The organism is Amphritea sp. HPY (assembly GCF_050870985.1).
Lineage (GTDB): Bacteria > Pseudomonadota > Gammaproteobacteria > Pseudomonadales > Balneatricaceae > Amphritea.
Map to the genome: position 1 here is coordinate 1,689,880 of NZ_CP194015.1, position 16,263 is coordinate 1,706,142.

Annotated in this window: 16 protein-coding genes; 10 read left to right on the top strand and 6 right to left on the bottom strand. The window is 48.6% G+C overall.

The features are described from left to right. Positions 1 to 97: 97 nt before the first annotated feature. Entirely contained in the window at positions 98 to 826 is a 729-nt protein-coding gene (locus tag ACQUQM_RS07630) for a DNA topoisomerase I (protein ID WP_432473887.1), read from the top strand. Here ACQUQM_RS07630 and ACQUQM_RS07635 read toward each other — a convergent pair. Beyond that, positions 816 to 1,034 carry a DUF1653 domain-containing protein gene (locus ACQUQM_RS07635; protein ID WP_432473888.1) on the bottom strand — a complete coding sequence of 73 codons (219 nt, stop codon included), beginning with the start codon at positions 1,032 to 1,034 and terminating at the stop codon, positions 816 to 818. The two genes, ACQUQM_RS07630 and ACQUQM_RS07635, sit on opposite strands and share 11 nt — an antisense overlap. 26 nt (positions 1,035 to 1,060) lie before the next feature. Next, a complete protein-coding gene (locus ACQUQM_RS07640) occupies positions 1,061 to 1,567 on the bottom strand; it encodes a hypothetical protein (RefSeq protein ID WP_432473889.1) in 507 nt (168 codons plus the stop codon). 96 nt (positions 1,568 to 1,663) lie between these two features. On the opposite strand from ACQUQM_RS07640, the gene ACQUQM_RS07645 reads away from it, so the two are divergent. Then, entirely contained in the window at positions 1,664 to 2,107 is a 444-nt protein-coding gene (locus tag ACQUQM_RS07645) for a universal stress protein (protein WP_432473890.1), read from the top strand. 21 nt (positions 2,108 to 2,128) lie between these two features. Here ACQUQM_RS07645 and ACQUQM_RS07650 read toward each other — a convergent pair whose 3' ends face one another. Further along, positions 2,129 to 4,015 (bottom strand): ATP-binding cassette domain-containing protein, encoded by a 1,887-nt coding sequence (locus tag ACQUQM_RS07650; protein ID WP_432473891.1) that lies wholly within the window; start codon positions 4,013 to 4,015, stop codon positions 2,129 to 2,131. Between the two features lie 146 nt (positions 4,016 to 4,161). Between ACQUQM_RS07650 and ACQUQM_RS07655 the strand changes: the two genes are divergently transcribed. Both ACQUQM_RS07655 and ACQUQM_RS07660 read left to right on the top strand, forming a co-directional pair. Further along, positions 4,162 to 6,228 carry a transglycosylase SLT domain-containing protein gene (locus tag ACQUQM_RS07655; RefSeq protein WP_432473892.1) on the top strand — a complete coding sequence of 689 codons (2,067 nt, stop codon included), beginning with the start codon at positions 4,162 to 4,164 and terminating at the stop codon, positions 6,226 to 6,228. A gap of 5 nt (positions 6,229 to 6,233) precedes the next feature. Beyond that, positions 6,234 to 7,040: a TatD family hydrolase gene (locus ACQUQM_RS07660; protein WP_432473893.1), complete on the top strand. Its 807-nt coding sequence runs from the start codon at positions 6,234 to 6,236 to the stop codon at positions 7,038 to 7,040. 34 nt (positions 7,041 to 7,074) lie between these two features. Here ACQUQM_RS07660 and ACQUQM_RS07665 read toward each other — a convergent pair whose 3' ends face one another. Then, the gene (locus ACQUQM_RS07665; RefSeq protein WP_432473894.1) at positions 7,075 to 7,329 is read right to left on the bottom strand and encodes a glutaredoxin family protein; all 255 of its coding nucleotides are present in this window, start codon (positions 7,327 to 7,329) and stop codon (positions 7,075 to 7,077) included. Positions 7,330 to 7,808: 479 nt separating this feature from the next. Here ACQUQM_RS07665 and ACQUQM_RS07670 point away from each other — a divergent pair, with 479 nt between their 5' ends. The 5 genes from ACQUQM_RS07670 (at position 7,809) to ACQUQM_RS07690 (ending at position 14,856) form a co-directional block, all read left to right on the top strand. Continuing rightward, positions 7,809 to 9,551, top strand: a complete 1,743-nt coding sequence (locus ACQUQM_RS07670; RefSeq protein WP_432473895.1) for a PHA/PHB synthase family protein — start codon at positions 7,809 to 7,811, stop codon at positions 9,549 to 9,551. 71 nt (positions 9,552 to 9,622) lie between these two features. Further along, entirely contained in the window at positions 9,623 to 11,017 is a 1,395-nt protein-coding gene (locus tag ACQUQM_RS07675) for an MATE family efflux transporter (protein WP_432473896.1), read from the top strand. Further along, positions 10,995 to 12,077, top strand: a complete 1,083-nt coding sequence (locus tag ACQUQM_RS07680; RefSeq protein WP_432473897.1) for a DUF3080 family protein — start codon at positions 10,995 to 10,997, stop codon at positions 12,075 to 12,077. Before ACQUQM_RS07675 ends, ACQUQM_RS07680 begins: the two co-directional genes overlap by 23 nt. A gap of 95 nt (positions 12,078 to 12,172) precedes the next feature. After that, the gene (locus ACQUQM_RS07685) at positions 12,173 to 12,892 is read left to right on the top strand and encodes a transglutaminase-like cysteine peptidase (RefSeq protein WP_432473898.1); all 720 of its coding nucleotides are present in this window, start codon (positions 12,173 to 12,175) and stop codon (positions 12,890 to 12,892) included. A gap of 20 nt (positions 12,893 to 12,912) precedes the next feature. Beyond that, entirely contained in the window at positions 12,913 to 14,856 is a 1,944-nt protein-coding gene (locus ACQUQM_RS07690; RefSeq protein WP_432473899.1) for a bifunctional diguanylate cyclase/phosphodiesterase, read from the top strand. Between the two features lie 81 nt (positions 14,857 to 14,937). Here ACQUQM_RS07690 and ACQUQM_RS07695 read toward each other — a convergent pair whose 3' ends face one another. Next, entirely contained in the window at positions 14,938 to 15,384 is a 447-nt protein-coding gene (locus ACQUQM_RS07695) for a ProQ/FINO family protein (protein WP_432473900.1), read from the bottom strand. 153 nt (positions 15,385 to 15,537) lie between these two features. After that, positions 15,538 to 15,777, bottom strand: coding sequence for a sulfurtransferase TusA (gene tusA, locus ACQUQM_RS07700; protein ID WP_432473901.1), 240 nt, complete (start codon positions 15,775 to 15,777; stop codon positions 15,538 to 15,540). Between the two features lie 154 nt (positions 15,778 to 15,931). Between tusA and ACQUQM_RS07705 the strand changes: the two genes are divergently transcribed. Beyond that, positions 15,932 to 16,213, top strand: coding sequence for an antibiotic biosynthesis monooxygenase family protein (locus ACQUQM_RS07705; protein ID WP_432473902.1), 282 nt, complete (start codon positions 15,932 to 15,934; stop codon positions 16,211 to 16,213). The last annotated feature ends 50 nt before the right edge of the window (positions 16,214 to 16,263 follow it).

Consider the following 16,263-nt stretch of genomic DNA (forward strand, 5'->3'; position numbering starts at 1 on the left):
TATGAACTGCCACCAATAAAGGTATATTTTAACCATAACAGGGCATACCACTTATGCCCTATCTCTATTCGTCCTATAAATACAACTACCTGAGAATATGCTGCAAGACAACCTGATTTTTATCATTATTATTGCAGCAGTCGGTTTAACCGCACTGCTAATTAACTTTTTTATCGCATCTAAAGAGCAACGGGAAGAGCGCCGAATAAAACGATTAAATTACCTGCAACACCATTCTGAGGACGCGCTGAACACCCTTGCGGTACTTCGCGAAGCAAACTGCCGTGAAGAAATTATCGAGAAGATCTCTCAATACACAGTAAAAATGATTGAGGATATCGCCCTACTTGCCCCCGAGTCACCGATACTGGAGCAGATAAGCACGCAAAAAGAGAACACTGACCGTCTCAGCCCGGTACCTGGGGGATTCAGTAACGACCGCTCGCTGAAACGCGTTCAGATCTATATTCAGCATGCTGAAAAAATCCTCATCGAGATGACCAAGCAAGGTTTTTTGGCAGTCAGTACCGCTAAACAGTTTCAGCAGGATCTCTACTGGTTGCACGTTACTGTATTCGCCGATGCCCATATTGCCCAGGGCAATCACTACCTCGAACGGGACGATAAGCTGATCGCTATGTCACATTACAAACACGCCAAAGCGATCATAACCCGGACCAACGTCCCTCAGCGTAAGAAACAGCCACATCTTGACCATATCCGAACGTTACTCAATAAAGCCCGTCCCAGCAGCGCACTGGCAGCCAGCACCCTGGCTTCATCACTAGCTGAACTTAAACAGGACAGTGGCGCGATTACTGAGTAATAAACGCAAAGCGCTCTACCAGCAACCCTTCAGCCGTTGTTACCTGACCGGTGAACATATCGAGTGGTCTGACCCAGACCGCCCGATCACCGTAACACTGCTTATAGACCACCAGCCATTCCTCTGTTTCAGAGTGGCGAGCGGTATGCAGAACCTCATATTCGGCACCTTTATAATGGCGATACAAGCCGTTTTTTATATCTGTCATTACTTCACCTATTAAACTTCAGCAACTTAAAATTTATTATCGATAAATTCCTGCATCATGACTTTAAACTGCTCCAGATCTTCAAGCCGTCCCCGTTCATCCCAAAACAAGCTGAAATGGACCGGTGTCGACTCAATCGAATCAACCCCTACGGGCAACTGAGCAATCAACTGACCCAACCGCGCCAATTGAATTTCGCTGAGCTTACGTTCTCCGACACCCCAGCTCCAACCTTCAGGTAATCCTTCGTCGGCAACTGCTGTCTGCCTGAATATTTGCCAGGCAACAAAGCTGTCCCGCTCATTTTTTTCCAGATTGAAGCGTGGCAAGCGGTAGGCAGTTGCCATATAGACTTCCGGCTCAACCTGGCCGGCGGCCCTTGGTGGCGTTAAACGTATCATCTGAACATTAAAACCAAGCTTTGAAGCTTTTAAGCGCAACTCTGCCTGAAGTTTTTGCCGCTTACTTGGCATCACCCACATCATTGAGCCCAACAGCGACATCATAATCAGAACAATAATTGCCCACTTCATTTCAAAATCCTCGTTATCCGGTTGACACCGGTCACACTTAATATCATTTTGCTTATGCTAGTCTCTTATACATAAGCCAATACGGAGATGATCCAGATGAGTCTATACAAACATATCCTGCTCGCGGTTGACCTGTCAGAGGAATCCAATCAATTGATTGGTAAAGTTCGCCAGATGGCAGAAAACTGCCAGGCTGAACTCTCTCTGGTTCACGTGATTGAGCCATTGAGCTTTGCTTATGGTGGTGACGTTCCTATGGATCTGACCGCCATCCAGGATCAACTGGATGAACATGCTCACAGTAAGATGGAAACCTACAGCAAGGCTCTCAATTACCCGGTAAAAGAAAAACTAGTAGTGTCGGGTCATACTGAAACTGAGATTCATCGAATCGCTGATGAGCAAAACTGTGATCTGGTCGTCGTCGGTAGCCATGGCCGACACGGCTTAGCTCTTTTACTTGGCTCTACTGCCAACGGTGTACTGCATGGGGCTCATTGCGACGTACTGGCAGTTCGCGTCAAAGAACAGGCCGAATAAGCCCCAGACAAGAGCTGAAGGCTACTGCATAGCCTCCAGCTCGACCCAGCGTTCCATCAACTGTTCAACCTTTTCTTCTCGCACCTGCAATTCAGCAAGTTTGTCTGTGACCTGCTGATGATCACCATTATAAAAATCAGCGGCACCGGTCTCCTGCTGCAAACGCTCGAGTTCAGCTTCCGCCTGCTCCAACAGCTCTGGCATCTGATCCAGCTCACGCTGTAGCTTATAACTGAGTTTTTTCTTTACCGTTGGTGGTGCAGCTTCAACACTTTCCTTAGCAACTGGTGCAATCGATTTCTTGACCGCTTCAGCCTTCAAAGGCTCCGGACGCTGACGCAGCCAGTCGTGATAGCCACCGACATATTCCTGCACCCTGCCCTCGCCTTCAAAAACCAGCGTAGAAGTGACAACATTGTCCAGAAAAGCCCGATCATGACTTACCAGAAGTAGCGTACCTTTATATTCAAGCAGTATCTCCTCCAGTAACTCCAGAGTTTCAATATCCAGGTCATTGGTCGGCTCATCGAGTACCAGCAAATTAGCCGGCTGACTGAATAACTTCGCCAACATTACCCGGTTACACTCACCACCAGAAAGCGCCTTAACTGGAGTTCTCGCCCGTTCAGGGGTAAACAAAAAATCGCCGAGGTAACTGATAATGTGTCGTGATTTGCCGTTAATACTGATGCTTTCGCGACCTTCAGATATATTGTCGATGATTGTTTTCTCTGGCTTTAACTGACCTCTTAACTGATCAAAATATGCCACATCAAGGTTTGTACCAATACGCACAACACCGCTATCAGGCTGTAATTTACCCAGCATAATTTTCAGCAGGGTACTTTTGCCAACACCGTTGGGGCCTATCAGACCGATCCGGTCACCGCGCTGAATCGAGACTGAAAAATCACGTAGAACAACATCACCACCATACTGCTGGTTAACATTTTCAGCTTCTGTCACAAGCTTGCCGGAGCGACCACCCTGCTCCATCGCAAACTTCGCCTTACCCTGTTTCTCACGACGTTCTGAGCGCTCAACCCGTAGTGACTTCAATGCCCGAACACGGCCTTCATTACGGGTACGCCGTGCTTTGATACCCTGTCTGATCCAACGCTCCTCTTCAGCCAGCCGCTTATCAAACAGCGCATTATGCCGCGCTTCCTCTTCCAGCATTTTTTCTTTCTTTTCCAGATATGCACTGTAGCTTCCCGGAAAAGAGGCCAGGTTGCCGCGATCTAACTCGACAATGCGGGTTGCCAGTCGTTCCACCAATGAGCGGTCGTGAGAGATAAACAGAACGCCACCGTTAAACTCCAGCATCTGCTTCTCAAGCCACTCGATAGTTTCTATATCCAGATGGTTGGTAGGCTCATCCAGTAACAGCAGATCAGGTGACTGTACCAGCGCAGCACCCAGCGCAGCCCGCCTGCGCCAGCCACCTGAAAGCGCTGACATTGGCATCTCACCATCAAGCCCCAGACGCTCGAGTACCTGCTGTATTTTTTGCGACAGATGCCAGCCATCCGCAGCTTCGATACCCTGTTGCAATCGTTCCAGCTCCGCGAGATCTGACTCGGCATGACTCATCGCCAGCGCTTCATAGCGCTGTAACAGATCCACGACCTCGGAGACTCCTTCGGCCAGAACCTCTTTAACCAGTCGGTCATCGGCTGCAGGCAGTGCCTGGGGGAGCTCAGCTATACGGCAACCACCGCGCTGCCAGAACTCGCCATCATCGGTAGCCTGCTGTTTCATAATTACACGCAACAGCGTTGACTTACCCGCGCCATTAAGTCCTACAAGCGCAACGCGCTCACCTTTATCTAACTTGAAATTGATACCATCAAGCAGCTTTTTATCACCAAAGGCTACGGAAACATTATCCAGTCTGATCAGCGACATTTTTAGTTCCAACAGAAAATTAAGGAGGCTATTCTACAAAAAAAAACAGAAGAATCCCGGTATTACTGAAAAGGATCATAATTTTCTCGTGATTATGACCCATTTGAGGCTATGATGATGCATAACCTGTGTAGCTATTATGGATAATGATGACAGTCGTAGCTTCTAATTTAAGATTTTTGCGCAATGCTGCCATCAGTGCCACATTGCTTTGCCTGTTTTTGATAACGACAGGTCCGCTGCAAGCAGCTGAACTGATCCAGCAACGTGCACTGTATCAGCAGGCTAAAGAACAACTGAAGAGCAATAAGATGGACCAGTTCTATCTTAGCAAAGCCAAACTGACTGAATATCCTCTGTACCCCTATCTGGAAAAATCCGAGTTAGAGCATCGCCTGAACTTTATTACTCAGCACCATATTAATCTGTACGCAAAACGCTATCCCGATCTGCCGACTACGATACAACTGCAACAGCGCTGGCTCAGCTATCTGGGCAGCAAATCGCGCTGGAAAGATTACTTAACTGCCTATGCCAGCGCAGATATTCAGAAAGAAAAATATCAGTGCTACCAGCGTCTCGCTTTGCTTCGGACAAAGCAATATAAAGAAGCAATGAAAGATGTCGAAAAGCTCTGGAATGTGGGCCATTCAATCAGCGACATTTGTGACCCCGTATTCGACTACTGGACCAAAAAATCCACTGGCCCGACATCAGATCAGGCAGCCGAACGGTTCTGGAAGGCAGTCGACAATAACAGCATCACCCTGGCCATCTATCTCAAGCGTTTCATAAAAGACAAAAAACAACGCCAGCAAGCAGCCCTGTTACTACAAGTACGAAATAATCCATCACTACTGAAACAACAAAAAACCATCAAAGGCGATTCCCTGGCAAGCCGTACAACCTACCTCTATGGCCTGTACCGACTATCCCGCAAAAGCCCGCAAACCGCCACCGATATCTGGCTCAGAATCCGTGACAAGTTAAGCTTCAGCCAGGCTCAGAAGGAAGCGATGAACCGTAAGCTGGCCAGCCGATTGTTCAATAGTTCCGACAAAAAAACTGACAACCTGCTGGCTCAACTCAATGTCAATCTTGACGAAGAGATCCAACAGCACCGAATCAAACTCGCCCTGACTAAACAGGACTGGAATAAAGTTTATTCACTGATCGACATGCTCAGCGAGGAACTGCAACAGCAGGAGCAATGGGTATATTGGAAAACAATAGCCGCCAGCCATACTCGCGACCTTAAGCCCAGCTATTCAGATTCATTCTTCCAGCTCAGCAAACAGCGTAGTTATTACGGCCTGCTCGCGGCAGATATGCTGCAAAGTCAGTTCCGCCTCAATCCGATGCAGCAAAAAGCGGATCCGAATAAGATCCAGGCTTTACAACAAAGCCCTGCCTTCACCAGAATGCGTGAGCTGTATCTCAATCAGGAACTTTACCTGGCCCGGCGGGAATGGAATTACGCACTTAATACAGCCGATGCCGATACATTTCACGCAGCATCTACCATAGTGCACAGCTGGAACTGGCATGCCCAGGCTATCCGCGGAGCAGCCAAGGCCCGATACTGGGATGATATCGCACTCCGTTTTCCGCTACCCTATTCTGATCTGTTCGCCAAGAAAGCCCGGCTTAACAAAATAGATACTAACTGGGCCCGCGCCATCGCTCGCCAGGAAAGCGTATACCAGCCGACCGCGCGTTCTCATGTTGGCGCCCGCGGGCTGATGCAATTGATGCCTCGCACGGCACAAAGCACCGCCAGGAAAAACAGCATACCCTATCGGCGCAGCTCGCAACTCTTTATCCCGGACATCAACATCAGTCTTGGCACAGCCTATCTCGCAGAAATGCAAAAGCGATTCGATAACAATCAGGTTTACGCCAGTGCAGCTTATAATGCCGGCCCCCATCGCGTTAAGCGCTGGCTAAAGGAGCGCGGTAACTTACCGATCGATATCTGGATCGAGACAATCCCCTTCAAGGAAACACGCAACTACGTCAAAAACGTTATGGCCTACCATGCTGTGTACCGAACACTCGCCGGACAGCCGTCCCATATACTGGTACCACAGACGGCTTTCAAGTTGGCCATGCGGGACTCCAGCGGCTCTGATCAGGCACAGCACCTTAGGGAATACATTCGCAACACCAATGACACTGCCACCATCAACAATAACGAAGACGAAAAGCTATAACTCAGATGCCTACCGATACAACTCTCCAACTGATCGACATAGGGGTTAACCTCACCGACAGCGCCTTTAGTAAAGACTGTGACGAGGTGATCGAAACGGCGCAAGCGTGTGGCGTTTCAACCATGATAGTCACTGGTACCACCCTCGAGGAAAGCGAGCAGGCGATTGAGTTATGCCAACAACAACAACCAGATATCCTCCGCTGCACCGCAGGCGTTCACCCGCACTACAGCAGCACATTCGATACCACCACACGGCAGCAGTTATGGGCACTGGCTAAAGAAGATGCTGTCGTTGCTATCGGCGAAACCGGGCTCGACTTCAACCGTAACTTTTCTACCCCGGAACAACAGATCCATGCTTTTGAACAGCAGCTGGAGCTTGCTTGTGAAACCGGCTTACCGCTTTTCCTGCACGAACGGGATGCGCATGAAAAGCAACTCGAGATGCTCAGCAGCTGCAGGGATCACTTCAGCCGGGCTGTCGCACACTGCTTTACCGGCAGTCGTAAAGAACTGTACAACTATCTGGACCTGGATCTTTATATTGGTATCACCGGCTGGATTTGTGACGAGCGGCGCGGCACTGAACTACAGAAGTTAATCAAAGAAATTCCGGCGGACCGGTTACTGCTGGAAACAGATGCGCCATACCTGATACCAAGAGATATGCGACCAAAACCAAAAAGCCGGCGAAACCTGCCGCAGTATCTGCCGCACATTCTCAGCAAAGCAGCTCAGCTAACAGGCAAAGAAGATCAGCAACTTGCTCAGGAAGTATTCAACAATAGCCGCTATTTCTTCAATCTTTAAGCACCGCAGTTTTTAGCATTGCTAAAATAGTAGCTTACTTTGAAATAGCCACCTTGCTGATGAATTTCTGCAACTGATGCTGGTCGAAAGGCCAGCCCAGCTCTGCACCTGACCGCTCATCGACAAGCACCGGAATCCTGATTGCGTACTTATTCATCAGGCCATCTTCAAAAGCTATATCAACCTCTTCAACCTGATGTATCTGTGGGTCCATTGTTGCAACGATTAATTCAGCGGCCTGATCACAAAGGTGACAACCACTGGTACCCATTAAAAGATAATTACGCATAGATCTGAACAACCTTCTAATTTGAAAAACTGATTCTAATTCTACAGTGAAATTGGATGAGGATATTAGCTCAAAAGTAAACTTCACAACACTCGACACTTAAATTTTGATGATTAGCGTAAAACACCTATAACACCAGCAGCTATCCAACCCCCTCATATTCCAGCGTATTAATTCGTTATCTAATGCCGGGGCCGGCATACCGCTACAACGTTCTGCAACATTTCTACGCTATCATCTCAATATCTAACCCTTCTGATCTGTAAAACCCGGACTAAAGTACCGCGGTTACCCCTTGCTGCACTGCATCAAGTTGTCTATGCTCATGGATCAGGTTTGTAAAAGTCGTTGTAGGGTAAAGAAGATCAGACGGCACCTCAAATCAGATTCGACTTTATAGCCGGGTATCCACTAGCGGGTACGAAACAAAGAAGTTCGTCTCGCTAATCCAGGAAGGCTTCACTAACGAAGGCAGTTTTATGGAAAATAACAGCAACATCCTTTCTAATCCGCAAGAGTTCATCAACTATCTGAATCAGGAGAGCCAGAAAGTTCTTGAGATGTATTCAACTGCAGGCAGCGAAGATATGTTCAAGCAGTTCACTCAATCCTGGACTGAACTGGCGACTCGCTCGTTCGAAGATCCAACCGTATGGGTGCGGGCCATCACTGACTACCAACAGGCTCAGATGAACCTGTGGCAGAACATTCTGACCGGCAAATCTGCAGAAACCCCGGTAGCACAACCACAAAAAGGCGACCGCCGTTTTGCCGCTGAAGAGTGGAGCCAAAATCCAGTCTTTTCTTATATCAAACAATCTTATCTGTTAAGTTCCAACCTGCTCAACGAGATGGCTTCAAATGCCAACCTGAGCGATAACGAACAGAAGAAGCTTGAGTTCTATACGCAGCAATATATTGATGCGATGTCGCCGACTAACTTCGCCGTCACTAATCCGGAAGTCCTGCAACAAGCTTTGGAAACCAAGGGCCAGAGCCTGATTGATGGTCTGCAAAACCTGCTGGGTGATGTCGACAAAGGCCGTATCACAATGTCTGACGACACCGCCTTTACCCTGGGCGAAAACATCGCCACAACCGCAGGCTCCGTCATCTTTGAAAACGAGATGCTGCAACTGATCCAGTATAAACCAACCACTGAGCAGGTGTTTAGCCGCCCGACTCTGATCGTGCCGCCATGCATTAATAAGTTTTATATCCTGGACCTTCAGGAGCATAACTCTTACGTTAAGTATTGTGTCGATCAGGGACAAACCGTATTCCTTGTTTCCTGGGTCAACCCTACCGTCGAGCAACGCGAACTCAGTTGGGATGACTACGTCGAAAACGGTACGCTTAAAGCGATCGATGCGGTTAAGAAAATCACCCAATCAGAGAAGATCAATACAGTTTCCTGGTGTATTGGCGGCACGATTATGGCATCTACCCTGGCGGTGATGGCAAAGCGCAAAGACGAGTCAGTTGCATCTTCGACTTTCCTTACTACATTGACCGATTTCACCGACCCGGGTGACCTGAGTGTATTCATCGATGAGCAGCAGGTAAAAGAGCTAACTCAGAAGGTTGACGACGAAGGCCTGCTTAACGGCCGCAACCTTGCAACGGCATTCAACATGCTGCGATCCAATGATCTGGTATGGTCGTTTGTGGTTAACAATTACCTGAAAGGTAAGAGCCCGGCACCCTTTGATATTTTGTACTGGAATGGCGACTCCACCAACCTGCCAGCAAAAATGTACAATTTCTATATCAACGAGATGTACATTAACAACAAGCTGGCTGAACCTGGCGGCCTGACCATTTGTGGCGAGTCTATTGATCTGCGCGACATTAAGATTCCGGTATACTTCTTGTCTACCATTGATGATCACATCGCACCCTGGAAAGGTACCTTCTGCAGCACAGAAACAATGCAAGGTAAGATTGAGTTCGTATTGGGCGCCAGCGGTCACGTAGCCGGTGTTATCAATCCCGCGTCTAAGAACCGTCGTAACTACTGGACCGGCGGCGAGCTGGGACAGGGTGCCGATCACTGGCTGGAAACTGCAGAACGCCAGGAGGGAAGCTGGTGGCCTAACTGGGCTAAGTGGTTGAAACCGAAAGCAGGTAAAAAAGTTGATGCACCTAAAGGCTTCGGCAACGCCGAGTTCAAAGTTGTTGAACCTGCTCCGGGACGTTATGTAAGCGCCCGCGTGGATTAAACGTTTGCTATATTTCTGACACAAGCCGGAGTTTCTCACTCCGGCTTTTTTATTTCCTGTAACATAGCCGGATGAGCTCAATACCGCCCGCTGCAACGCAGACTTTCAGCAAACTGTCACGCCGACATGAATTGGGTCAGATCCTCTATCTGGCCGTGCCTATTCTGATCGCTCAGCTATCCCAAACGGCAATGGGCTTTGTTGACACTATAATGGCTGCCAGAGTAGGTGCTGAAGATCTGGCAGCGGTATCTCTCGGCGCCAGCATCTGGCTGCCGATTATGCTTTCTCTGGGCGGCGTTCTGATGGCGACCACCCCTCTGGTTGCTCAACTTGCCGGAGCCGGGCGCGATAAAGAAAGCAAAGCGATCTTCAATCAGGCAATGCTCATTGCTCTCACGACATCGATTATCGCCTGGTTTATTCTCCGCAACAGCACTGCTTTACTGCAATTCATGGGGGTATCCGGCCCACTGCTCGAGAAAACCAACGCGTATCTGCAAGCACTCTCCTGGGGCGTACCTGCAATCATGTTTTATCAGGTCTGCCGTAGCTTCTGCGAAGGCTTTGGTAAGACTCGACCATCCATGAAGATCGGCATTCTGGGCTTACTTTGCAATATTCCGCTTAACTATATCTTTATCTATGGCAAGCTCGGAGTTCCTGCCATGGGCGGTGTTGGCTGTGGCTGGGCAACCGCCATCGTCATGTGGATCATGGCAATCTGCGGCGGACTCTACCTACACTCTTCAGCATTTTTCAGACCACTCAAATTACTATCTGCCGGCAGCCCAGAGAAGACACAAACCATCGCCTCATTTCTAAAGCTGGGGCTACCAATTGGCTTCACCCTGCTGATAGAAGTAAGCATGTTTTGTATTATCGCCTTGCTTATTGCCCGCCTGGGCGATGTCGTTATCGCGGCCCACCAGATAACCCTGAGCTTTTCCGGGCTGGTATTCATGTTTCCCCTGAGTATGGCACTGGCCCTGACCATCAGAGTCGGACAGCAGATAGGCGCAGGACAAACAGCTCATGCGCGCTTCAGCGCAACCACTGGTATTATTTTCACCTGCTGCTGCGCCGTAATCAGCTGTATTCTGATCGCTGTGTTCGCGACCCGGATTGCCTCTCTTTACAGCGATCTTCCGGAAATAATATCGCTGGCATCCAGCCTGCTGATGATCGCTGCTATCTTTCAGATTCCCGATGCGATACAGGCCTCATCTGCGGGTGCGCTTCGCGGTTACAAGGATACCTCGGTTCCATTGCTGATGGTGTTTATTGCTTTCTGGCTTATCGCCCTGCCCTGCGGATATATTCTGGCATTTTCAGGTTGGTTGATACCTGCATTAGGCGCAGCCGGTTTCTGGTATAGCCTGGTACTCGGACTAACGATTGGCGCTATACTTTTGTTAAGCCGATTTTATGTGATCTCAAAAGATGTTCCCTGCCCGACTGATTAGCCTGCTGTTATTTATATTTATAACCGGCTGTGCCGAAGACACACCGGAACAGATGCTCGAACGCTACCATCAACGCCTTGCCAACTCCCTGGATCAAACAGCCCGGTTAGATCTGCAACAGCCCCTGCCACTACCCCACTACCCTAAACGCCGAACCCGGTTAATTGAAGTAACAGAGGTACGCCAGGGGCTCTATGAGGTACTAAATCTGCGTCACTGCCAGCTATTACCGCTAATTGCAGAAAGAAACAGCTCCCTGGGCAAGGTAAAGCAACCTTCACAACAGCTGATTTACGAATTTAAACTGTATGACGGACTGCGCAAGTGCCGCTCAGAACTGAAACAAAAGCCTGCCGATCCCGAGCTACAACAACAGATCGAGGAAATCTGGCGGATCAAACGACAAAACCTGCCCCGGGTAATCTGGAATTCACTCTACAATAGCGAGGAGATGGAACGTAACTTCTCCCTCTCGGAACCCGCCCTGGCAATCAATGGTGAAGATGGCTTTACTGCATCGATGCAGGCGCTGCAGCGCTTTGAATTACTGTCTGCACTTGCCTATGAACACCCGGCATGGCAATTACCCGAATACATTAATGATCTGGAACAAGATTACGGGGCACTTTACCACAACCGTTATGGCAGCCGCTGGTTACGCTCAATCACACAACTAACACTTACGCTAAAGCAAAGCGCTGCAGTTATTGAAGACCGACTGTCACAACGCCCGTTATGCTTTAAACAACAAGCCACACCCCAGGCAAAGATTGTGCTGAATGTATTTCAAAAATTCTATGCAGCGCAAGTTCAGCCGTATATGGCACGGCTAGACCGTCAAGGCAAACGATGGCTGGAGCAGCACAACCTTATTCTGCAAAACCTCGCCCCCGTTATTCCTGCAAGCGTCAAAAACTATCGGCAACGGATACTGAGTACAGATCTTTCCAGCCTTTCACCAGCGCTCTGGCCCGATTATATTTCCGCAAGAGATCAACATACCGACGCCTGGCAAAAGCTACTTGGTCAGTGCGGCCTTATGCCCTCCACAAAAAAATGAAGCTCCACCATTTTGGGTAATCCAGCCCGGTTTCTGTAAAGTAATTATGGAACTATTGTAGTCATAGCTTTACCAGACACCGCCACGGGCAAAATGTGAACGCAATTCAGTCATATTCAATATCAAACCAGCAATCAGGCTGCCGGGGATTTTCCGGCTGGCCGGTATTATTGCTGTTGCTGTTATTGTCTCTGACCTATAGTCTGATCGCAGCGCCCGCCATGGACGTTACTATGAGCGAGGCCGAAATCAGGAAAATTGGCCAGCGCTACGGAGAAATGGCTGAACGGCGCTTACGGGCATGGCAAAAACTGATCATCGACATCGCCGATCAGAGTGATAACGAAAAGCTGCATCGGGTAAATAAGTTCTTCAACCAGGTGCGCTTTCTTGATGATATTGTGCATTGGAAGAAAACCGATTACTGGGCCAGCCCGGTCGAGTTTCTGGTCAGTAACGGCGGTGATTGCGAGGATTTTTCTATCGCCAAATACTATACCTTGCGCCAGGTAGGGGTACCGATGGAGAAGCTGAGTATCGTTTATGTTAAGGCATTGCGACTGAATCAGGCACACATGGTACTGACCTATTACCCAACCCCAAAACAGGTTCCCTTAATCCTGGATAATCTGATTGGCGAAATCAAACCCGCCAACCGACGCCCGGATTTGCAACATGTCTATAGCTTTAACGGCGACAACCTGTGGCTGACTAAAAAAGGACGCCGCAGCACTCTGGTAGGCACCTCCGACCAGCTAAAACCCTGGGTGCAGCTGCAAACAAGAATGGAAAATCAGGACATAAACCTGAAGTAATCAGGTTCGAGGAGTTAAGCATGTCAATCGTAAATCAGTTAATGGCTGCTGTATTAGCTGTTTTAATCGGCCTTGTATCAGGTACTGTCTACCTGATGTCAGACAGCTCGAAAGCGATGCTGCTGAACCAGCTCGAATCACACGGCCAGGATACTGCAACCCATCTTGGCCTGTACCTTGCCCCTTTTATGGCAGCCCAGGATAAAGCGGCTATCGAAACGACGGTCAATGCCATTTTTGATAGCGGCTTCTACCAACAGATCAATGTTGTCGACAGTAATGATCAGCCCCTGTTTACCAAAACTACGCCCGCGCGGATTAATGAACAGGTACCGCAGTGGTTTATCAATCTGGTCGAGATCACACCACCAAAGATGAACCGCGAGATTACTCACCAATGGCAAAAAGCAGGTTCTATCTTTGTTCAGAGCCGAGCCGGCTATGCTTACGAGCAACTCTGGCGTGGCACGAAACAAACCTTCATCTGGTTTGTGGTACTTTCATGTATCAGTATTTTCTTTATCAGTATCCTGATGCGCTACATCCTGTCGCCACTCAGAAATGTTGAAGAACAGGCTATAGCCTTGTCGCAACAGCGATATATTGAGCAGAGTAAAATCCCGGGTACTCGCGAACTAAGGAAAGTCGTTGAAGCGATGAATATCATGGTACGCAGGGTTCGCACCATGTTTGATGAACAAGCCAAAAGCATCGAAGAGATCCGCCGCACTGCCTACCGGGATGAACTTACGGGTCTGGCAAACCAGCGGGCAACCCATACCCAACTGGCAGAGCGATTAGATTATCGTCAGGACTTCGGCCCAGGCACCCTGATTCATCTGCATATCGACCAGCTACAGCAGCTGAACAGTCAGCTCGGAATGGAAAAGGCCAATAATTTTATTCGCGCTGCGGCTGAGCAACTATCACAGCTGGGCGAGCAAAGTGAGCAACCTGTTATTGGTCGCATCAGTGGCTCAGACTTTATACTGCTAAGCCATATTACCGACCCCGATCATCTGCAACGGGAACTGAATAAGATTAGCAGTAGCCTGACCGACTTCTACTGCCAGCTAAGCAACAATAACCAATCAGTTAATAGCGCGATCTATATCGGCTCCTGTCCTTACCGCGAAAACAGATCTGCCAGCCAGCTTACTGCAAACGCCCGCATTGCAGCTGAACAGGCAAAGCAGCAACAGATCTCAGTAAACAGCGTGCAGGATCACGACAGTAACAACCAGGACAGCTGGCACCAACACGTTGCCGACACTATAAACAATGAAGGCATATTCCTGCAGTCTCAACCGGTCAGGCCGATGTCTGATGCTGGCAGCGTTGTACACCATGAGCTCTACGCCCGGATCTACGATCAGCAAAACCAGCCCTGCATGGCGGGTGAGTTCATCAGCGTTGTAAAACAGTTAAATCTGATGGTCGCCCTCGACAAAACTGTTATCAGCAAAGTTATTAAACGGCTTAACGACGGAAGTAATGACAATTACTGTATCAATCTGAGTAACGATGCACTGAAAGACAAAGGGTTTTCAGACTGGTTCATCCAGCAGTTAGACAGTCTTAAAAATCCAGAGCAGCTGCACGTCGAGATCAACGAAAGCTCTGTGCTGAATAACATTGAGAGCATTAACGCATTCCGTGAACAGCTGAAGCAGATGAATATCCGTTTCGGCGTTGATAACTTCGGCATTCACCCTGCAGGCTTCTCATACCTATATACCGTGCATCCGGATTACATCAAAGTCGACGGTTCACTAATCCGAGAGATCGACAACAGTCCAGAAGACCGATTCTTTGTGCGCAGCCTGATTACTGCAGCCCACAGTCTGGATATCCACGTGTATGCCGAACATGTCGAGCGTGAATCACAGTTGAAGTATCTGCAGCAACTGGAGATTGATGCGACACAGGGCTGGATCCACGGACAACCGAAAGCCCTGAGCTAAGCAACGACTCCTTGCTCGGGCAGGCCTTCGCCCGTACAAAAAAAACCGCCAACAGGCGGTTTTTTTTATTCTGGTAAGGTCTTAGCCATGCTTGGTGAGCAACATATCCAGCTTATTGCTGATGCGATCTTCGCGCTGCTTAACCTTTTCCTGCTTCTGATTTTGCTGACGACGCTTATTGATCTCTTTTAACTGCTGCTTGGCATGCTCCGCCTCTGCTTCAGTCACAGTTCCTGATGCATTGCCATCGAGACCGATACGATCAGCCCCCAACTTAAGGCTGCGAAAATAATAGGGCGAACGTACATAGGAAGCCAGTGCGCGCTTTATCTTGTTCTTCGCTAGCTTCTCGTCTGCGATGAGCTCTTCCTGAATACCAATTTTCAGCGGACGCACATTCTCCCGACTGAACACTTCGGGGTAGGTTTCACAAATCAACTGAAGCGCTGCCTGATTGGCCGCCCTGTTCTTAGATTTTGACTTAGACTTAGAGTTTTCGTTAGCCGTATCAGTCGTTGTTGCAGTCACTATAAATTCTCTCAACTATAGCCCTATCACAGGTCAGACCCTGCAATAACGCTCTATCATGGAAACAGTTAAATCGGGCGATCAGCCCTGAAAAAGAGTGTTGGCAGTATAGTAGCATTTTTCTTTTACCTGCTGCTATATAAGCCCTTTCAGTTACTCACCTTTACGAATCAGATACATAAAGCGATCTTCAACGGATGATTGCGACAACAACTCATGCCCCAAAAATGTACAAAACTTTGGGATATCACGCTGAGTAGAAGGGTCAGTCGCTGTGATTTCCAGCACTTGCCCGCTATTCATCTCTCGCACCTTGTTATGCAACAACATGACTGGCTCAGGGCAATAAAGGCCCGTCGCATCCATTGTTTGATCCGCTTTAATTTCAACCATCAATAAAACCTCTAATACTGCAATTGCACATATTGTCGCAAATATCGGGCAATAGAAAAACCCATCTTTTAGTAAGATATGAATTTACCCGGGGACTGAGAGCTATTATATTGAAATGAAAGCGCTTTAAATCAGGCCAGTCGAGGAGAGAAAAATGATTCGCGTGATGATTGAACGGCATATAGCAGACGATCTTGCTGAATACTATGAGCAAGCGGCCCGCAATACTCTGCAAACCGCCATGCAGGCCCATGGCTTTATTTCCGGTGAATCCCTGCGTAATACTAACGATTCCAACCACAGAGTAGTCATGGCTAATTTTCGGACAATCCAGGATTGGCAACGATGGCATGGATCAGCAGAACGTAAAGAGATAATGGAAGCGATTATGCCGATGCTGGATGGCGAAGAGAAAATAACCGTACTGGAGCATTAAACCGTCACAATGTTACACCCGGCCTGAAACCACTCAGGCCGGAATATCAG